Here is a 19,999-nt window from a genome sequence, read left to right on the forward strand (position 1 = left end):
TGCAACGGAGCTAAACTGGTGTGAACAGGCCCCAGTGGCTGTGGACGCTAGAGCGCGCCGGCCAATTATGGCTTTACGCTTCTGTTATCAATTTAGCGTGGGGGTAGAGTGAGGTGTTGATGGGTATAGGTCATCACTTGATAGTAACTACAAGTGATTAGCGTACTCCCAGTGAATAGCTGACCGGGCAAGGCGCCTCGTTGGCCAGAGGATGATTGCAGCTAATGGTAAGAGTGGTGTGACTGGGATGGTGTGACTGGGATGGGGCGACTGGGATGGGACGACTGGGATGGGGCGATAGAAAGAGTGGTTATCGTTCTGGTTGTTGCTGATAAAAAAATGCCCCGACATCACTGACGGGGCTAAAGTCGGTTTCACAAAAAGTTGTGAAGCCTGGGGTGTATTCCGTTAGAAGTTGTAGCCGAACCGTAGGCCGTAGGTCAGTGGTGCGCCATAGATGGTCATCGCTAGGCCAATAGGCGAAGCCTGGGTCGATTGAATGCGACGTTCATCTTCCAGGTTGCGCGCGTAGGCACTCACATACCAGTCACCACTTTGGGGTTCAAAGGTCAGATCCAGATCGGTGGTGGTGTAGGAGTCAATTTTTTCATGTTCGAGATTCCAGAAACCGCTCACCTGATCATCAACCCAGCGGGAGTTAAGAGAGACGATAAAATTATAGTCGCTCACAGGTATGGTTTGGTTGATGCCCAACATTACGCTCCACTTTGGAGAGAAGACCGACTCATTGCCGGAGCAGTCAAAATCCAATAACGGTGCGTTGGCTGCGGTGGTGCCGATGATGGTGCTGGGGCAATTAATATTGTCCCGGGGTGGCGCTGACTGGAAGTGCAAGTCGTCGTAGCTGGCTTTCAGATATTGGGTTTTGGCAGTAATCACTGTGTTATCGGTGGCAGCCCATTTAAGATCGATATCGACCCCTTTACTGGTTGCCGCACCGACGTTGTCCGTTAAGTTTTCCAGGGCGCCATCGGAAACCGTAAAGTAGCTGATCTGCTGATCTTGATAATCCCAGTAGAACGCCTCTATGTTGAGTTGCAGTGCCCCATTAAGAAAACGGTTTTTTGCTCCCAAGGTTGTGGCATTGAGGTACTCTGGTTTATAGGTTGGTGCCGCCGCTAACTGGAAGCCTCCACTACGATAGCCAGTCTCATAGCTCAAGTAGACCATTGAGTCCTCAAGTAGATCCCATTCCAGAGCAACTCGATAGGTGCTTTTGCTCTGTTGGTAGTCGTCATCGGTAATATTGTTCAGGTGTAGAATAGTGCCGACACCGGTCGTTAGCGGGATGACCGTGGCGCCACCACCGACATCAATAAAGGCTGCAGCCCAGCCGTTGTCTGTAAGAAACGCATCCGCTTGGGCAACGGTGTCCAGTGTTGGGTAGGTTGGCAGGTTGCCTGGGGTTGCGCAGCCGGCGGCAAATGAGTCCGGCGGTGTGATCAAGTCAGCACCAGGGCCGCCGCAGAAGGTGATGTAGTTGTCGATACGACCGTTCATGGTTTTTTGGTCGTCGGTGTAACGTACACCAGTGACCAGCCGAGCGTGATCTGTTAGGTTGAACGTGACCTGACCAAAGGTAGCCCAGGATTCTGCATCCTGCTTGAACTCCTGCATAGGCAATACAAATTCCTGATTAAAGGTATTATTGCCTTCGATGGTTTCTTCAATATAGTAGGCGCCGACAATGTAATCCATAAAGCCTGTGGAATTACTGGCAAAGCGAACTTCCAGTGATTTCTGTTCATCCTTTTCCTGGAACCAGCCACTGTTGAAGCCGGCCACATTAAATTTTGAGTCTTGGTCCACCTTGCGCCAGGCTGGAAGTATGGTTAGATCACCTGCTTCTGTGGAGTAGGTGATTTCCGCATTAATGCCCTGGTATTGATTGTCAACGTACAATTTGTCCTGCAGATCAGTCAGAAATCCAAACCCTGGTGCTCCGAGAATGGTATTTCGATAGGCGTTGCTATTGTCGGTATTTAAACCTTCATTAATGTCGAGACCAGAGGGGGCCAAGGAATAATTACCAAGGCTATTTTGTCGATATACGCCGGTATATGTAGCGCCATTACCTACACCACTAACATCGGTGTAATCTGCACCGACACGGATTTGCCAGTTGTCATTAATTTCGGAGAGCCACTGCGCTCTTAAGCCGTAAACGTCTGCATCTGAGGTGCCATCGTCGTTATAGCCGTCTCTCTTTTTCCTGTTGGCTGAGAGACGAATAGCGTTGTTGTCGCCTATAGGAATATTAACGGCTCCCTGCAGCTGAATGCTGTCGAAGTTACCGGTTGATCCGTCCACATAGCCACTGGTTTCACCCAGCACAGGTTTTGCCGGAATGATGTTAACGGCACCACCCGTGGCATTGCGGCCGTACAATGTTCCCTGAGGGCCTTTAAGAACCTCAACCCGTTCCAGGTCATAAAACGCAGAGCCTGAAGCGCCAGAGGCACGGCCCAGAAAGACACCGTCGTAACTCATGGCAATCGCCGGATCAATGTAGGCACTGCTGGTGCGGTTGCCAACGCCTCGCATATAGAGCGCTGAGGCTCCGCCGCCGCCATTGGTAATTTGTAGTGCTGGAACAGCCTTGCTTAGGTCGTACGCATCGGTAATGCCACTTTCGATCAAACCTTTACCGGTAACGGCCTCAATGGCAATTGCGGCGTCTTGGAGGGATTCAGCGCGTCTTTGTGCGGTTACGACTATCTCTTCAAGTTCGACAGCGTGCAGATCAACTGAAACTTGAGTGGTAATGAGGGCGGCAATAGCTGCTGCAAGGGCCTTTTTGTTCATCGGTGAACCTCTTCAATTAATTTTATTATGTAAAGCCGTCGAGGATTTGGCTGTTTAAAGAGACTACCAAGAGCTTAGCGAAGCCGATAATCGTTAGTGCAAATATCGTGAATTTGATTGACCGATAGTTATTTGTACTGCGCTGAATAGCCAGTGGTTTTTGGCTCGCATGGGGTTGGCCCGTTATCTGTTTGTGCTATTTGAGCACGGTAGATTCGCGGCTCATCGAAAGTCTATCGCCAGCGCTGATAGCGCCTATCGATACAACCAATTTGTTTGGCCAGATGCTCCCTCCTAGGATAATCCTATTGCGAAAAGGCCGGTGTAAACCATAAACAGGCCTTATCTCAGATTTACATAAAAATAAGGTGGTAATTAACCATGAATATTATCGGTCCGGACTCTTTAATCTTCGGTGTGGATGATGTGGCGAACTGTTGCCAATATCTTATCGATTACGGCTTGATCCCGAAGGGTGTCTCCACGACTGGGGGGCGTTTTGAGGCGCTTGACGGCACTCATATTGAGATTCGGCATAAGGATGATTCCTCCCTGCCCGCGCCACTGGCAAGCGGTTCGACACTGCGTAAAACCGTGTACGGGGTGGCAAACAGCGATGTGCTGGCACAGATCGCTGCCGAGCTGGAGAAGGATCGAGAGGTGATCCGGCACGCCGATGGCTCTATTGAAGCGTTGGATGATATGGGTTTCGCACTGGGTTTTCAGGTGACCATTCGCCGCTCCCTGAGTCTGCCGGATGAAGTTGTCAATTCACCAGGGGCAAAGGCGAATCGTGGTATTAATGTTATTGGTGCTGATGAGAATGCTGAGATCATCCCAAGAACCCTGTCCCACGTGGTCTATTTTGTTCCAGACCAGAAAAAGGCAGAAGCTTTTTATGTAGAGCGCCTGGGTTTCCGTGTTGCTGACCGCTTTACCAATCTCGGACCTTTTCTTCGGCCTCAAGGCACACTCGATCACCACACCTTATTTTTAGTGCACACGCCGCCCGAAATGCAGGGTGTGGAGCATTTCACTTTCCATCTTGGCAACCCCAGTGAGCTTATGCAGGCGGGCAAGCGCTTTGCCGACAAGGGCTACGAGAGCTTTTGGGGGCCAGGTCGTCATATTTACGGTTCAAATTGGTTCTGGTATTTCAACAGCCCTATGGGTGTGCACGTCGAATACGATGCGGATATGGATCTGCACGATGATAGTTGGCAGCCCAGGGCGGTTGAGTCGTCAGCAGACGCTTCGCAAATATTTAATTTTACCCTGGCGAAAAAATGGATGCCCGGTGGTGACCCCCATTAAATCTGTGCCCAGCGGCGCTGCCAGCAGATCATTGAGTCAAAATAGCTGCTGGTCGGAACCGTAATGGAAAAGATCTGGTTGTGTGCGCTGGCAGATATAGAAGACGGTAATTCCCGCGGCTTTGATCCTTTTGACCGGGGGCGGGATAGCCTGTTTCTGGTGCGTAAGGGCTTGCAGATTTTTGCCTGGCGTAACGCTTGCCCTCACCGCGGCTACGAAGGCTCGACCATGGCCTGGCGAAAGAACGCTTATCTCAATAGCCACCGTAACCGAATTATCTGCTCTTCGCACGGAGCGCAGTTTCATATTGAAACTGGCGAGTGCCTTGCCGGCCCCTGTCTCGGGCAGAGGCTGGAGCCTGTCTCAGTGCAAATAGATAAATCCAACCAGATCTACTGGTTAATCAATAATATGCAGGAGAACTAATATGTCCTTGCCGGCACAAAAAATATTAATCATCGGCGGCGGCTTCTCAGGAATGTCTGCGGCTATCCTATTGCGCAAGCTGGGTGCCGATGTGGATGTGGTGGAAATCGACGAAAACTGGCGTACCGATGGTGCGGGTATCACGGTCAGTGGCCCTTCGTTACGTGCTATTGAGGCGATTGGACTTCTGCCCGAGTTTATAGAGCAGGGCGCCATGATGGATGGCATCGAGCAGTATGCCTCTGACGGTACACTGCTTGCCCAAATCAAAACACCAAAAGTCCCCGGCACGGAGATTACCGGTGGTGGCGGCATCATGCGCCCGGTTTTGGCAAAAATTCTGGCGAAGGCCACGCGCGAGTCCGGCGCTAATGTAAGACTCGGCGTTACCTTTAAATCGATCGAAGAACGCGGTAACGAAGTGCAGGTCGAATTTACCGACGGGAGCAGCCAAGCGTATGACTTGGTCGTGGGCGCCGATGGCGTGTTCTCTTCGGTGCGCAAGGCAGTTTTTCCCGATGCGCCAACTCCGCAATACTCCGGTCAGGGGGTTTGGCGGGCCGTGATACCCCGTTTCGGTGCCGAGCGATCAATGATGTATTTTGGCAAGCAGGGCAAGGTGGGCTTCACCCCAGTTTCTGCCGATGAGATGTATCTCTACTACACCGAAAAACGTCCGGACAAAAAACGAATTCCAGACGATCAATTACTACCCCATCTGAAGGGTCTGCTCGAGGAGTACACCGCTCCAATTCTGGTAAGAATTAGAGAGCATCTGAACGAAAACAGCGCGATCTTATATCGGCCGCTGGAAGGCATGATGATGCCCAGGCCCTGGTATAAAGGCCGCATTTTACTGATTGGTGATTGTGTCCATGCGACTACGCCACACCTCGCCTCGGGCGCGGGTATGGGGCACGAGGACGCGGTGGTTCTCGCCGAGGAGTTTGCCAAAGGCGGCGATTTGCACGCTATGTTGGAGCGCTACCAAAATCGTCGATGGGAGCGCTGCCGGATGATTGTGGCCAATTCCAGCCGGTTGGGCGAAATTGAGATGACCGGCGGCTCGAAAGAGGAGCACTCACAGATTATGGCGCTGTCACTGGCGGCACTGTTAGCGCCTATTTGAGATTAATTTGGAGAGGGTTATGGAACAGCCTGGGCAACCGTCGGTAAGCGATTTGTTCGATCTATCTGGACAGGTGGCGGTGGTGACGGGCGCTGCTGGCGGGCTTGGCCGGGAGATTGCTCAAACCCTGGCACAATTCGGTGCCGAGCTGGTGCTTTCTGATATCAGCACCGCAGAGCTGCAACAAACGGCCGAAAGTCTGCGCACAGCGGGTTATAGCGTGTTGCCGGTGATAGCGGACCTCGCGGATGCCAGTTCGATAGAGTCTCTGGCCCAGCAGGCCCTTAACTGGCGAGGTCGGGTCGATACCCTAATCTGTTGCGGCGGAATGGAGGGGTTCGTCGGATCACTGCTGGAGGCACCAGACGATGCCTGGCAGACGCTGATGGCGGTTAACCTGCACTCGGCGCAGCGGTTAAGCGCAGCGCTGGTGCCAAGTATGCGTCAGCAGGGTGGCGGTAGTATTGTTTATGTGGCCAGTATTGCCGGGTTGCGGGGTAACCGGGCAATAGGCCTTTACGGCATCGCCAAGGCCGGCTTGGCGCAATTGGCCAGGAACCTGGCGGTGGAATTGGGGCCAGACGGCATTCGTGTTAATGCGGTGGCTCCGGGCTTGATTGATACACCCTTGTCCCAGCACCTGCAGCGAGACGAAGCTTTTATGCAGCGGCGAATGGCGATGACGCCACTGCGACGAGTGGGTAAGCCCTCGGAGGTGGCCGGTGTGGTGACCATGCTGGCGGGGCGGGCTGGCGGCTTTATGACCGGACAAACTTTGGTTGTGGATGGCGGCACTTTGATAACAGACGGGTCTTGAATCCTAACCTTGGGCGCGACAAAGAGCCAATCTTTGAATATATTAGTGCGTTAATAAAAATAATTATTCAAACAATAAAAATGCCACACCTCGTTGTGAGCAGGCTCATTCAGGAACTAGTGCCATGCGTCTTAATCGACTTGATTTAAATTTATTAGTGACCTTGGACGCGTTATTAACCGAACGCAGTATTACCCGTGCCGCAGAGCGTATCCATCTCAGCCAGCCAGCAACCAGTGGTGCCTTGGCTCGCTTACGGGAGTTTTTTGAGGATGATTTGCTGGTGCGGGTGGGTACGCAGATGATGCCAACTCCGTTAGGTGAGAGCCTGGCGGCACCGGTGCACAATATTCTTCTCCAGATTCAAACCACCGTAGAGCGTCGACTGGAGTTTAACGCAGAGGAGTCGGATCGCCGTTTTCGATTTTTACTGAGTGACTATACCGCCACGACGTTTATGTCAAAAGTGGTTCATCGGTTGGATGTTCTGGCGCCAAACATGCAATTGGAGTTCTTTGCACCCACCAATAACCCATGGGAACAACTGGAACAGGGCGATGTGGATTTTCTCATCATGCCCGAGCATGTGTTATCGAAAGATAACCCCTATCGAAAACTCTTTGATGACTATTTTGTCTGCATTGGCTGTCGCGATAACCCAGTTTTGGATAAGCCTCTTACGCTTAAAACCTTTCTCGAATTGGGGCATGTCTCTGTCCGTTTTGGCTCGAATCGTACCCGCGGCCAGGATCAAATCCTGTTGCAGGATAAACAAGGCATTGAGCCACGGGTGGAGATAATTGCCTCGACCTTCAGTGCAATTCCACAGTACATTGCCGGCACCCGGCGAATTGCCACTGTTTACCGCCACCTGGCTGAAGATTGGGTCAATTATCTGCCACTTAAAATTGTGCCCGTGCCAGTAGAACTGCCGACCATTCCCTGGGGGCTGCAGTGGCACAAATACCGGGATCTGGACCCAGGTGTGCTTTGGCTGCGGGAACAGATTATCGCCGTTGCCCAAGAGCATATGTGCGGCAAATAGATGGACGGCAAATACCCCATTAACACGGTTGAGTCCGCCTGTGACTAACAGTTATATCGCCCATATACCGGAACAGGGTGTGGTTGTGCTGAAGCCGGATTCCGTGGCGAAACCTGGGCCTGGTCAGTTATTGGTGCAGGCGCAATTCAGTAGCTTGAGCCCCGGTACCGAACATTCGCTGATGGCTGGCCATATATTGCCATTACCACAAAACCTGGGTTACAGCCTGGTGGCCAAGGTTGTCGAAATTGGCGAGGGTGTCGAGCAGATTCAGGTCGGCGACTCGGTGGTCGCCACGGCAGCTCATGCCAACTACCAAATCATTGATGCCAACGCAGTCACTCCAGTACCAATGGGGACAGACCTCGAACAGGCTGCCTTTTTTAATTTGGCGCACACGGCCATGTACGCTATCAGGCGCAGTGGGCTGCAACTGGGTGAAAGCTGTGTGGTATTAGGGCAGGGGCTGGTGGGTGCCATTACCGCACAGCTGGCACGTGTGGCGGGTGCTGTGCCGGTGATTGTGACCGATATCGATGACACCCGGCTGCAGGCAAGCCGGGCGATGGGGGTACACCACGCTATCAACCCGCAGACTAATTCTCAGAGTATTAAAGCGGTTCTGGATGATGAGGGGCTGGCTGGCGTTTCGGTTGTGTTCGAGGCAACGGGCGCGCGGGAGCCGTTGGAGCAGGCGCTGGATTTGGTCGCCGAGCGTGGGCGTGTGGTAATTATGTCGCAGAGTGCGGATGGTCAGTTGCCCAATTTTGCCGATAAATTGATGTTTAAAGGGGTCTCTTTGATTGGTGGCTACATCAATTCAAAGCCCTTCGCCCTATACCGCTCCGACCTCGAAATTACCCGGCATTGGCCGCCAACGTTGCGGGCTGGGTTGCAGCGTTACGGCAATAGCGATTGCTGGACCAGCGATGAAGATATTCGTGTATTTCTGAGGCTGGTAAAAAGCGGTGGCCTCGATTTACGGCCGTTGATCTCCCACCGTTTTCACTGGCAGCAGCTGCCGCAGGCTTATCAACAGGTATGGAATCGGGATTCCACCCTCTTGGGTGGGTTGGTCTGTTGGCAGGACTAAATTCTCACCCAGAGCAGCTTTGCTTTGGGCATCCTTGTTAAATTCACAAACTAATCAAAGTTACAACCAAATCAAAGTCACACCTATTCCCTTACTCAAAAACAGTCAGCTATATTTCTGCTCCATTTTTTGCGCCTTTCTGCAGCCGCCCTGCCTATTTTCGCAATAAAACGACCCACTATCGTCAGCACTTCTTAACCGACCGGTTAAGGAGTTGGACACTATTCGTAGGATCAATAAACGCAATCCATGAAAACAAGTTCAGCCGGTTTAGGTGACTGGATAGACTGCTATCAGCACTATAATTCATCAATAGGCGGGGAATAAAAATGTTAAAAAGCCATGCCGGACGAGTAGCGGTAGTCACCGGAGCTGCTGGGGCTTTGGGACGAGAGTTTGCCTTGGCGCTTGCCGCCCACGGGTGTGATGTTGCCATTGCGGATATCGCTGAAGCCCATCACGTTGTTGCAGAAATTGAAGCACTGGGGCAGCGGGGTTACAGCGAAGTGTGTGACTTGTCTGATCCTATACAGATCGAAAGTTTTGTCACCGCTACCCTGCAGAAATTTGGTCGCTGCGATATTCTGGTAAACAATGCCGCTTATATGCCGGTGATTCCTTTTGCCGAGCTGGACCTCAATCAATTGCGCCGTTTTCAGGCGATCAATGTCGACGCCGCCTTCCTGCTTGCTAAGTTGTTGACCCCGGGTATGGTTGATAGAGGCTATGGCCGTATCGTGCAGATTGCTTCGAGTACCACAGGCACACCTATGCCGGGTTTCCTGGCCTACATCACCACGAAAATGGCCGGTATCGGTCTAACCCGGTCCCTAGCGGCTGAATTTGGTGACCGCGGAATTCTCTGTAATGCGCTCTCACCCGGGTTGACGCTGACACCTGAATCCAAAAAAAATCTTCCGCCGGAATTGTTCGAGTCAGTCTGCGAGCGTCAGTTGATCAAACGTAATGAACTCCCTTCAGATCTGGTGGGAGCTCTTCTCTTTTTAACCTCTGAAGGTTGTGGCTTTGTTTCGGGACAGACCATCAACTGCGACGGCGGCGTGCAATTTTAGGAGTAAAGCATATGAAGTTGGCAACTTTAAAAAACGGTACTCGCGATGGTCGCCTGTTGGTGGTTTCCAGGGATCTGAGCAAGGCAGTCTATGCCAGTACCATTGTCGATACGATGATCGAAGCGCTTGAAAATTGGGCGACAGTTGAGGAGCCTCTGCAGCGTCGCTACGAACACCTAAACGAAGGTATGCTGAAGGAAGCTTTTGCCTTTGATCCGAGCAAAGTAATGGCTCCTTTACCGCGCTGCTACCAATTTGTTGACGCCTCTGCTTTTCTTAATCACGGCAATATCATGGAAGAGGCATATGATCTGGATGTGAAAAAAGACAAAGGGATTCCGATTCTTGTTCAGCGTCAGAGCGACGACTTTCTCGGCCCTTGCGAAGATTATCCATTTATCACTGAAGAGGACAATGGAGATTTTGAGGGTGAATTTGCCGTGGTGGTGGATGATATGCCGATGGGGCTTTCTGCCAAGCAGGCGGAAAAGCACATCAAATTGGTGATGATTTTAAACGATATGAGCATGCGCACCCATCTGTTCCGTGAGCTGGGTATGGGTTTTGGTTTTATTAACGCTAAACCCGCCACTGTGTTTGGCCCGGTTGCGGTGACTCCCGACGAGTTGGGTGATGCCTGGCGGGATGGGCGTGTTCATCTGGACATGCAGGTGAAGCGTAACGGTGAGTGGTTTGGTAACCCCAATGGCGGCGGTATGGACTTCAGTTTTGGTCAAGTGCTTAGCCATTTGACCTACAATCGTAACCTCAAGGCCGGTGCTATTATTGGGTCGGGAACAGTATCCAGTAAAGAGTGGAAGACCGTTGGTTCTGCCTGTCTGGCTGAGCGTCGAGCTCTGGACAAAATTGAATTTGGTGAATTTCGCACTGACTTTTTACACTTCGGCGAGCGCTTAAGCTTCGAGGTGTTTGGCAAGGATGGCCAGTCCGTTTTTGGAGCCATCGATCATAAAATGGTTAAAGCGAGCTGATTTTTAAAGGACTCAGACAGCCTTTAACCTGAAGGTGGTGTCGTTACATCGATCTACTCTCTCGCGCATGACCTGACGGCCTCTGATTGCAGTGGGGGCGCGTCAGGTCTAATGTCATTTCCCTTTATAACTTCTCCTATATGGCCCATGGGTCAATAGACCCGTCTCTCTTTGCTTTAGACACTACCATTGCTGCAGTAGGGGAGAGCAACCAGTGTTGGTGGCACTGAACTAGATTGCCGTTGCCGAGCTACTCTGTTGGCGGAAAAGTTTGGGCGAGAGGCCGGTAACCCGTTTAAAAAAGCGGGTGAAATAGGCAGGCTCACTAAAGCCTAAGCTGTCGGAGATTTGGCTGATATTCATTGAGGTGTAAATCAAATTACGCTTTGCCTCCAGAATCAGGCGATCGTGAATCATCTGTTGCGCAGAGTGTTTGCTAAATTTTCGGCATAGGGTATTCAGGTGCGCCGAAGTAATACCCAGTTCCGCCGCGTAAACTTCGATTGAGGCATGGCTGCGGTAATGGAGCTCCACCAGTTCAGTAAATCTTGCGTAGTGTTGACTGCCCTTATCGGGTGTTATGGTTGCCTTTTCTCCCCTGGCGATTGACTGTCGACTCAATAAAACCATCACACCATTAATCATCGCCTCTATAAGATTTTCCCGCCCAGGAGCATTGCCTCGATACTCCCTATCCAGGGTTGAAAAGAGTGAATCGAAGAGTGTTTTTTCCGCTTTGCAATCGAAGCAGGCGCTGCTGTTTAACAGCGTTTGCTGTTCGGGTAGGCTCGACCGTACCTGGCTCACGAGTGGTGGTGCCAGGGTGAGGATAAAGCCTTGTATATCCTGGCTGAATTCAAAGCCATGCACACACATGGGAGCCACCAGCAGAACGCAGGGCAAGGGCAGGTTGGTGGGCTCGCCATCGAGAACCGCAGTGGCTTGGCCCGATTGGCAATAGAGCAGGTGCACAAGGTCGGAATGGCGATGTGGCTTAATCACCCAGTTATGCAGCCTGCTGCGGTCGGCGATGGTTTCACTGTGAATTGGGTCGGGTGTGTGCCAGCCGTCGTTCTGGCTGCCGTCTTCGCCGTAGAGTTTAAAGAGCGGAATGGCGGTTTGCGGGCGGGACATATAAGTAACCGGAATTTACCTGGGGATAATCTTGTAAAAGTCCAACTTTAGCACCTGATAGTGCCTTCTAATAGCACCATTTACTTCTGAAAATACACTCTTTTAATAATAAAGACACAAAGGTGCTATTGCCATGAAGACACAGGTAGCCATTATCGGCGCAGGGCCATCGGGCCTGTTATTGGGACAGCTGCTGACCAACCAAGGTATTGATAACGTTATTCTCGAGCGTCAATCCGGTGATTATGTGCTGAGCCGCATCCGTGCCGGTGTCTTGGAACAGGGCTTTGTTGATCTGATGCATGAGGCCGGTGTGGCTGAGCGTATGGATGCAGAAGGGCAGGTGCATGACGGCTTTGAGATCGTGGTGGACGGCCGTCGGGAGCGGATCGACCTCAAGGAGCTGACCGGCGGTGATGCCGTGGTGGTGTATGGCCAAACAGAAGTCACCCGCGACCTGATGCAGGCGCGAGAAAAAGGTGGTGGCACCACCATCTATGAAGCGAGCGATGTCGTTTTACACAATTTAAAAAGTGAAAGTCCCTTTGTCACATTTGAAAAAAATGGCGAACTGTGCAAGCTTGCGTGTGACTATATTGCCGGCTGTGACGGTTTCCACGGCGTCTCGCGCAAAAGTATCCCAGCCGATATTCTAAAAGAGTACGAGCGCATCTACCCATTTGGCTGGTTGGGGGTATTGGCCGACACGCCACCGGTCTCTGAAGAACTGATCTACGCGAAACATGAACGTGGCTTCGCCCTGTGCAGTTTGCGTTCATCCTCGCGCAGCCGCTACTACGTACAGGTACCACTTACCGATAAAGTTGAGGAGTGGTCGGATGAGCGCTTCTGGAGCGAGCTGAAGGCACGGTTACCCAGTGATGTTGCCGAGAAGCTGGTGACTGGCCCCTCCATTGAAAAAAGCATCGCACCGCTGCGCAGCTTTGTGGCAGAACCCATGCAATATGGCCGAATGTTTTTAGCGGGGGATGCGGCCCATATCGTACCGCCCACAGGCGCTAAAGGCTTGAATTTGGCGGCCAGCGATATCCACACCCTCTATTCGCTGTTAACCAAAGTCTACAAAGAAGGGCGTACCGATCTTATCGAGAAATACTCAGAGACCTGTCTGAAAAGAATCTGGAAGGCCGAGCGTTTCTCCTGGTGGATGACCACCATGTTGCACAAGCTGGACAAGGATGCCATTGAGACCAAACTGATTGAGGCCGAGCTGGATTACACCCTGGGCAGCCACGCCGGCCGGCAAACCATAGCGGAAAATTACGTCGGCCTGCCTTACGATTCCCTGATGTAAGGCTCTACCTTTTTCTCTTGGGCGTTGCTAAGTGGAGTTTTTGGCCCCACTTAGCAACCTACAGGAGAAACATTCACTTTAAAAATTCTCTCTTCCGAAAATTTTCTAGCGGAGCACTGCAGTTGGTTCTCTAACAAAGAACGCTAGATAAATTATTTGCACTGTCTAGACCACTGAAGACTTGCCTCTTTTGCATAACTAGAGGTCCGTCCAAAGCCCCAAGCCTTTCTCTGACAGCAGCCTGAAATCAGCAGCTAGTCTCAATCGCATTTAAAAACGATCGAAAGCAATACTCTCCGGCCGTTGCCGGTACCAATTCACACCCTGGCTGTCCGTTTCGCACTGAGCTAAACGGGCGGCGACCAGGTAGTTCAGATGAGCCAAGGCTTCGCCAGTGGCAAAGCCAATGGTTTCCGGGCCTATCGGTTTTTTAAACAGTGGCGGAAAACAGTCGACGGCACGGCGTGGCTGGTCGAGGTGTTGGTAGAGGGCCAATAGGTCGCGGCGGTGGGATTCAATCAGTTGGGTAAGACGAATGTGCAGGCCGTAAAAAGGTGTTTCGTGGGCCGGCAGAACCAGCAGGTCGTCGGGTAGTTTCGACTGTAAACGGTTGCAGGAGGTTAACCATTCGTTGAGTGGGTTGCCGTGTGGCTCGGTTGGAAACACGCTCACATTGGAGGTGATTTTGGGCAGCACCTGGTCGCCGGAGATTAATAACTTAAGGGCTGGACAATAGAGGCAGGCGTGTTCCGGTGAGTGACCTGTTCCCACAATGACCTGCCAGTAGTTGCCGCCAATTTGAAAAGTCTCCTGGTCGACCAGTCGGCGATAACTATCGGGCATTGGAAAGACCAGTTTGCCAAAATTGCCAAATTTATCTTTGTAGTCGGCAATCTGCTCTTCGGTGTAACCGGCGGTACGGTAAAACTTGAGTGCCAACTCGGGCGCTGGCCGACCGGTATCCATCACCATCACTTTGCACATTAAAAATTCAGAGCGGGTCATCCATAGCTCGGCGTTGAATTGTTCACTAAGCCAGCCGGCCAGGCCTATGTGGTCTGGGTGCATGTGCGTACATATCACACGTTTAATCGGCTTGCTGGCCATGGGCTTCTGAAAAAGTTGCTGCCACACTGCACGGCTTTCGGGCACATCCAAACCGGTATCGACAATGGTCCAGCCGTCGTGATCCTCCAGCAGCCAAACGTTGATATGGTTTAGATCCATAGGCAGAGGTAGCCGGGCCCAATAGACGCCTTCCGCTACCTTTTCGATTAGGCCCCCTTTGACGGCGGGCGTTCGACCCCACGGGTAATTTAAACCATGAAATATCTCTGGGTTTTTTGTGCTCATAATCACTGGCCGTCGATTAGCGTTGAACTGATCAGCTTGACTTTTAGGGGTGCTCTGGATTTTTAGTGTGCCGGATTTTCCACTTGCCGAGGCTTGCAATAATGTCAACTCTATTGCGTTTATAAAACCAGGACAAACACAAAGGTAAATAAAAGGAGCCGTAAGAAGTAAAGCTAATAAAAGTGTTGGTTAATAGAGAGCGTTTGTCATCATGATACAAGCATGCTTGATAAGCAAGGGCGATAATTCAACTTTTGTTGAATTGCGATTGTTTCCAATTTTCCCTCTGGCGGCTTTAGTCGGTGATCGGTTTATTAAACGTGGGCGGGCTATTTAAAAATAAGTTGTTGTTTACGCTTAAATAATTATTACCGTGAGGTCGCTTGTGGCGGTAACCGTTGGCTATGAAAAGTAGGGTGTTCTTTGGGTGCGGCTGTAGCTTGTTATTATTGTTGGCTATGGTTGACAGTTACTGTTGATCGTAAATTATTTTGCTCGCCGGGAAAAAATAATTGCTGTCAGAGTGTGAGCCAATTTGGTGGCGATACCAGCAATTGTTGGTTAAGTTGCTGATACTCAGCTGCATTGTTGATGAGGCCTGTTGCCCCAGCTGATTGGGCTTTGGTTGAATCAGTTTTTGGCTGGTTCTTACTGATTGGTAAGCGGCATAGTGCTGTTTTGGCCTGTTTACCTATCGGCATTGTCCGTATGCTTTTTGGCGAATGCAATCTGGGGGATAGTGTGTGACCTTGGCAGGCGCTACCCGAGGGCAGCGCTGGGTATCTGGGCTGCCCGCGCTATCGGTCACCGGGGCTAGGCCGGGTTAATCGTTTGCGGCCTGATGTTTGGGCTTCACGAGTGGGGTGTTAGAACCTGGTGATTAAAACCCGGATGGGCACATGCCCACTGTGGGTGGCGGTGTGATCTCCAGCAGCTGCCGGATATCGCTGACAGCCGCTTCGGTATCGAAATCGAGAAACCCGTGTCCCCACTGGGGGCGGGCGTGGACTTCGCCCCGTTGCAGAACATCGGTAATCCGTAGGGTTGCCTGGTATAGATCATCGTCGGGATTAATAACATCAATGCGCTGCGGCAGTGATTTCACCATCGCCGGAAATTGCGGGGCATAGGCAAACGCCGCGCGGTGGCCCCACTCGTAGTTTTCGCCACCGCGCAGGTTTTCCGCGAAGGATTCCGCTTTCTGCTCCAGGGTGCCGCCCTTGCTGGCGTGCTTCAGCACACTCTGCCACATGTTGATAAAGCGGGTTCCAGCCTCGTCCAGTGGCACCGGTTCAAAGTGTGTCTTAACGGCTTCTAATTCAGCTGGCAGAAAAACAGGAGCACCGATCATCACTATCCGGCCAATCTGGTCGGGCCGTTGCCGGGCCATCTCTGCGGCGACCAGTGAACCCGTGTGGTAACCAAGCAGGTCGATGGCGCTGCAGCTCAACGCATCCGCCACTTGCCAAACGCTGCGGGCGTAGTCGGCGATGGTGACGGCGGGGGTGGCTGGTGGCGAGTCCGATTCTCCATAGCCTGGGTAGTCGGGGGCCACCACCTGGCGGTCTGTGGCGAAGGCCTCCATAAATCGTGCAAAAATACGCCCAGACTTGGGGCTCATATGCAGGCAGAAGAGGGGCCGATTGTGACTTTTGAAGGTGCCGCTTTCGGGGGTGGCCAGGCGCAGGTGAATCTGCCCGTATTCGCCATCTACAAACAGACGTTTTGTACGCATAGGTTTTCCTGAGTTGGGTTGGGTCGCACGAGGGGGTGGTATTTAGTGTTAAAGATATAATAATATATCAAAATTGTCATGCGCCAATGTATACGGGATGACGCCAATATCAGACAGATTCAGGACCAGTACTATGGCTAGAAACGGTTATCGCACCATCCGCGGCAAACTGCGTTACACCAGCAAGAAACCAGAACGGATGGGTGAGGAGCGCGGGCGTGAGTATTTCACCCTCACCCAGCAACCGGACGGTGTTGATGTGCTGCTGGCCCACTGTGAGATCGACGACGCCCCGGCGGTTATTCGCGATGTCAGTCAGGCGCTGGATCACAAAACCTCGGCGCCGCTCGATTGCTCGGTGCGCCTCTCGGTCGGCGACCGTTTTGAAGGCACCGGCTGGTTCCGTTTCGGTAAAAAAGTGGTGGAGTGTGAGACCTTCAACCATCGCGACGGCCGCATCAGCCAGAAGATCGAGATTGAAGAGCCGATTCGTTGGATGCAGTGCCACCCCATTATTGGCGACGGCCTGTTGATGAAACTCTTTGATCTGAGCCAGGGCCCGGGCAAACAGTATTTCAACAATATCATGCTGTCCTCGCCCGACCACCGCGGTGCCACCGGCCCGATGCTGTTCCCCATGGCGTTTTCTCTGGTCTTTGTGGGTGAGGAGGAGATTACCGTCGAGGCGGGCACCTTCAAGGCACGCCAGTTCCAGGTGACCGATACCGCCGAGGGGCTGCCGGAAGAGCACCCACCCTACAATGTTTGGGTTACCGCCGATGACGACTACATTCTGTTGCGTGCCGGGGTGGAGGGTTATATGCAAACCCATTACGAATTGGTTGAATTGTCCATCGAGTAGCAAATAGGTTTAGTCGGATAGGAGAAGGGCAGCACCATGGCCAGAGAGCAGGTCGAGTTTGTTCAGGCGCAAGACCTTGAATGGCAGCCAGACCCCCAGTTTGAGGGGGCCGAATGCAAGTTGCTGAGCCTGGATACTGACACCGGTGCGCGCACCCAGTTGCAGCGTTATCGCCCCGGCCATACAGCGGAGGGCGATAACCCCCTCTGCTGTGGTGAGGAGTTTTATCTGTTGGCCGGGAGCTTCTACCTCAATAATTTTGAGTACTCCGCCGGCTGCTACGGCTATCTGCCGGCGGGGCACGCGCGCCAGCGCCTGTTTGTGCCGGATGGTGCGGTGTTGCTGCGCTTTTTTGATCATCTGCCGGCGCCCTTGTCTACCGATCCCGACGGCGCTACGGCGCGGGCCGAAGGACGGGAGGCGATCGCCTGTCTGGATAGCTACCGCATGTCGTGGGACTACAGTGTGCACGACATCAAGCTGGCGCACCTGGGCTTTGCCCGTAAAAACCTGCGTATTGACCCGGTCACCGGCCAGCGCACCTTCCTGTTTATGACCTCACCACAGGCGCACCCCACCAATTACCAAGGGCCGCAGGAGTCGCACCCAACACCGGAAGAGGCCTACCAACTGCACGGTGATCTGACCGGCCATGTGGGTACCATGTACGCCGGAGCCTACTTCTGGCGGCCACCCCATATTCCGCATGGTCCTTTTGGCACCCGGGGCGGTAGCCTGTCGCTGATCCGCTTTGTGGATGGGGCGCATGTCAATATCTGGAGTAAAGAGGCTCACGCCTTCAGCTACCAGCAGCCCTATCAGCCGGTATTGCCCGAGTGGATGCCAGTGACCAGCCAATCGACCCCGGGCGAAAACTATTAGCGGGGAGACCCCATGAAGCTCTTACACCGCGATCTGTCGCCACTCTCTGCCCAGGTGCGGGCGCAAATCTATGCCAAGCAGTTGCCACTGCCACTGGAAGCCATTGCCCAAGCCGAAAGCCTCGATGGCCTGGGGGAAAACAGTGTGCCCCGGCTGGTATTGGACGATGGCGGCCAGCTGACCGAAGCCTGGGCCATTATGGAGTATCTGGAAGCGCTCTACCCGCTGCCAAGGCTGATGCCCGAAACCGTCCTGGCTCAGGCGCGGGTACGGGTGAAGGCGAGTATCGCCAACCGTTACCTGTTGCCGCTGTTGTTGCCGATGTTTCTGAAGATAAAGTATTCGCAATACGCGGATGTGGATATTGTGCAGAGCTGTAAGCGGCTGCGGGCGATCTATCGCCATTTTGAGACGCTGTTGCCTGTAGCCGAGGGCGAAAGCTTCGCAAGCGAGTCTGGCCTCGATCTGGCCGACTGCGTTTTGGCGCCGATGATCTTCTTCGCCCAGTCGCTACCGCGCCTCTATGGCCAGCCAGACTCACTGGGCGAATTTCCCACAGTGGCAGCCTGGTGGGCGGCGTTGCAAAGCCACCCGGCCATTGAGCGGGTAACCTACGAACTGCAGCGCGGTTTTCAAACCTATCTGGCGACCTGAGCGGCGCTGGCAACCCAACAACGCAGGAACAGTAAGTGGATATCAACCGTTTACAACAGGCTGCCACCGTCAGGGCCGGCCAGGAGGGCTTTACCATCGGTGCCCGGCAGGAGGGTTTTGGCAGCCTGATAGGCCCATTCCTGGAGCGTGGCAACGAGTATGGGCTCTACATTGATGAGCGCCATCTAAACCCCGAGGGCTTTGTCCATGGCGGTGTGTTGGCGTCGATGCTCGACTATGTGCTCTACCGGGTTGTTGGACGCGAGCTGGCCCCGGGCCTGGCGGTACCGACCGTCGATATGCAGCTGCAATACCTGGGCGCGGTGCGGACGGGGGATCTGGTCTGTGGCCGGGGCAGGGTGCTGCGGGAGACCCGCAGCCTGGTGTTTGTACACGGTGAGTTGAGCGTAGCCGGTGAAACGGTGCTGGCCGGCAGTGGCGTTTACAAAAAGGTGAAGGTTGGCGCTGGCGCCTAGCCGCTATCGCCCTTCCTTAATCGCCCTAGATTAACCGAATGGCGCCGGCTATCCCCAGGTGAAGCTGGGTGGGCGTTTGGCCATAAATGCAGCCACTCCCTCCTGGCAATCCTCGCCGCCAAAGGCCTCATCAAACAGTATTTGGGCACCAGATTCTTCCAGTGCGCCAACCCCTTCCAGTCCGGCGATCACCTGTTTCATGGTGCGTAAGGAGTACTGCGAACTACTGGCCAACTGCTCGGCCAGTTGCTTGGCACTGCTCTCCAGCTCCTCAACCCTCGCCTGCTGGTTTATCAACCCTTTAGCCAGAGCCAGGTGGCTAGTGACTTTGGCGCCGGTGTAGAGCATCTCTTTGGCGAAGGCCGGCCCCACCAGGGCTAACAGGCGCCGGGTATCCCGCCAACTGTAGATGAGCCCTAATTTGGCCGGGGTGATGGCAAACTGCGCCCGTTCACTGGCAATGCGCAGGTCACAGGCCAGGGCCAGGCCGCAGCCACCGCCGACACAGGGGCCGTCAATCACCGCCAGGGTAGGGCGGGGCAGCTCTTCCAGTTTCTGCTGTGCCTGTTGAATCAGATGGTTGCTGTGGCGTAGCTGCTCCGGGTCGCTAGCAATGGCCTGGAATTCACTGATATCGGCGCCGGCGCTGAAGCAGCCACCTTCACCCTTAACCATCAGTACGCGAATAGTGGCGTCGGCGGCAACGGTATCGAGTAGGTGGATGATGGCTGTCCACATGGCTTGGCTTAAGGCATTGCGCTTCTCTGGCCGGTTGATCACCAGGGTTGCCAGGGCACCATCGCGTTGCAGTTCGATATGGCTATCGGTCATAGTCTTTCCAGAGTTGGATTGGTTTGGTGGCCGACCGGCCGC

18 protein-coding genes are annotated in these 19,999 nt (G+C 53.2%); 13 read left to right on the forward strand and 5 right to left on the reverse strand.

What is annotated here, in order from left to right; genetic code table 11:
• Positions 1-408: 408 nt before the first annotated feature.
• The gene (locus SBL51_RS00470; protein WP_317928499.1) at positions 409-2,826 is read right to left on the reverse strand and encodes a TonB-dependent receptor; all 2,418 of its coding nucleotides are present in this window, start codon (positions 2,824-2,826) and stop codon (positions 409-411) included.
• Positions 2,827-3,207: 381 nt separating this feature from the next.
• Between SBL51_RS00470 and SBL51_RS00475 the strand changes: the two genes are divergently transcribed.
• From SBL51_RS00475 to SBL51_RS00510, 8 genes are all read left to right on the forward strand, one after another.
• Positions 3,208-4,140, forward strand: a complete 933-nt coding sequence (locus tag SBL51_RS00475; RefSeq protein ID WP_317928500.1) for a VOC family protein — start codon at positions 3,208-3,210, stop codon at positions 4,138-4,140.
• Positions 4,141-4,203: 63 nt separating this feature from the next.
• Positions 4,204-4,566 (forward strand): Rieske (2Fe-2S) protein, encoded by a 363-nt coding sequence (locus tag SBL51_RS00480; RefSeq protein WP_317928501.1) that lies wholly within the window; start codon positions 4,204-4,206, stop codon positions 4,564-4,566.
• A 1-nt stretch (position 4,567) separates the two neighbouring features.
• Positions 4,568-5,695, forward strand: coding sequence for an FAD-dependent oxidoreductase (locus SBL51_RS00485; RefSeq protein WP_317928502.1), 1,128 nt, complete (start codon positions 4,568-4,570; stop codon positions 5,693-5,695).
• A gap of 19 nt (positions 5,696-5,714) precedes the next feature.
• On the forward strand, positions 5,715-6,512 hold the full coding sequence (locus SBL51_RS00490) for an SDR family NAD(P)-dependent oxidoreductase (protein WP_317928503.1): 798 nt from the start codon (positions 5,715-5,717) through the stop codon (positions 6,510-6,512).
• A gap of 124 nt (positions 6,513-6,636) precedes the next feature.
• Positions 6,637-7,557: a LysR family transcriptional regulator gene (locus tag SBL51_RS00495; RefSeq protein ID WP_317928504.1), complete on the forward strand. Its 921-nt coding sequence runs from the start codon at positions 6,637-6,639 to the stop codon at positions 7,555-7,557.
• A gap of 40 nt (positions 7,558-7,597) precedes the next feature.
• Complete coding sequence (locus tag SBL51_RS00500; protein ID WP_317928505.1) at positions 7,598-8,650, forward strand: zinc-binding alcohol dehydrogenase; 1,053 nt, start codon at positions 7,598-7,600, stop codon at positions 8,648-8,650.
• A 329-nt stretch (positions 8,651-8,979) separates the two neighbouring features.
• On the forward strand, positions 8,980-9,723 hold the full coding sequence (locus SBL51_RS00505) for an SDR family oxidoreductase (RefSeq protein ID WP_317928506.1): 744 nt from the start codon (positions 8,980-8,982) through the stop codon (positions 9,721-9,723).
• 11 nt (positions 9,724-9,734) lie between these two features.
• Complete coding sequence (locus SBL51_RS00510) at positions 9,735-10,715, forward strand: fumarylacetoacetate hydrolase family protein (RefSeq protein WP_317928507.1); 981 nt, start codon at positions 9,735-9,737, stop codon at positions 10,713-10,715.
• 231 nt (positions 10,716-10,946) lie between these two features.
• On the opposite strand, the gene SBL51_RS00515 is transcribed toward SBL51_RS00510, so the two are convergent.
• Entirely contained in the window at positions 10,947-11,849 is a 903-nt protein-coding gene (locus SBL51_RS00515; protein ID WP_317928508.1) for a helix-turn-helix domain-containing protein, read from the reverse strand.
• A 133-nt stretch (positions 11,850-11,982) separates the two neighbouring features.
• Between SBL51_RS00515 and pobA the strand changes: the two genes are divergently transcribed.
• Positions 11,983-13,164, forward strand: coding sequence for a 4-hydroxybenzoate 3-monooxygenase (pobA, locus tag SBL51_RS00520; RefSeq protein ID WP_317928509.1), 1,182 nt, complete (start codon positions 11,983-11,985; stop codon positions 13,162-13,164).
• Positions 13,165-13,434: 270 nt separating this feature from the next.
• Here pobA and SBL51_RS00525 read toward each other — a convergent pair whose 3' ends face one another.
• On the reverse strand, positions 13,435-14,391 hold the full coding sequence (locus tag SBL51_RS00525; protein ID WP_317928510.1) for an MBL fold metallo-hydrolase: 957 nt from the start codon (positions 14,389-14,391) through the stop codon (positions 13,435-13,437).
• Between the two features lie 1,006 nt (positions 14,392-15,397).
• Complete coding sequence (locus SBL51_RS00530) at positions 15,398-16,252, reverse strand: alpha/beta hydrolase (protein WP_317928511.1); 855 nt, start codon at positions 16,250-16,252, stop codon at positions 15,398-15,400.
• A gap of 133 nt (positions 16,253-16,385) precedes the next feature.
• On the opposite strand from SBL51_RS00530, the gene SBL51_RS00535 reads away from it, so the two are divergent.
• Genes SBL51_RS00535 through SBL51_RS00550 form a run of 4 tightly spaced genes read left to right on the forward strand, consistent with a single transcriptional unit; the run spans position 16,386 to position 19,126 of the window.
• Positions 16,386-17,114 (forward strand): hypothetical protein, encoded by a 729-nt coding sequence (locus SBL51_RS00535; protein ID WP_317928512.1) that lies wholly within the window; start codon positions 16,386-16,388, stop codon positions 17,112-17,114.
• 36 nt (positions 17,115-17,150) lie between these two features.
• The gene (locus tag SBL51_RS00540; RefSeq protein ID WP_317928513.1) at positions 17,151-17,996 is read left to right on the forward strand and encodes a cupin domain-containing protein; all 846 of its coding nucleotides are present in this window, start codon (positions 17,151-17,153) and stop codon (positions 17,994-17,996) included.
• Between the two features lie 12 nt (positions 17,997-18,008).
• Positions 18,009-18,650 (forward strand): glutathione S-transferase family protein, encoded by a 642-nt coding sequence (locus tag SBL51_RS00545; RefSeq protein ID WP_317928514.1) that lies wholly within the window; start codon positions 18,009-18,011, stop codon positions 18,648-18,650.
• Positions 18,651-18,685: 35 nt separating this feature from the next.
• Positions 18,686-19,126, forward strand: a complete 441-nt coding sequence (locus SBL51_RS00550; RefSeq protein WP_317928515.1) for a PaaI family thioesterase — start codon at positions 18,686-18,688, stop codon at positions 19,124-19,126.
• 48 nt (positions 19,127-19,174) lie between these two features.
• On the opposite strand, the gene SBL51_RS00555 is transcribed toward SBL51_RS00550, so the two are convergent.
• Complete coding sequence (locus SBL51_RS00555; protein ID WP_317928516.1) at positions 19,175-19,957, reverse strand: enoyl-CoA hydratase/isomerase family protein; 783 nt, start codon at positions 19,955-19,957, stop codon at positions 19,175-19,177.
• Between the last annotated feature and the right edge of the window lie 42 nt (positions 19,958-19,999).

Origin of the sequence: Halioxenophilus sp. WMMB6 (assembly GCF_033283405.1) — a bacterium.
In the GTDB taxonomy this organism is placed as follows: domain Bacteria; phylum Pseudomonadota; class Gammaproteobacteria; order Pseudomonadales; family Cellvibrionaceae; genus Halioxenophilus.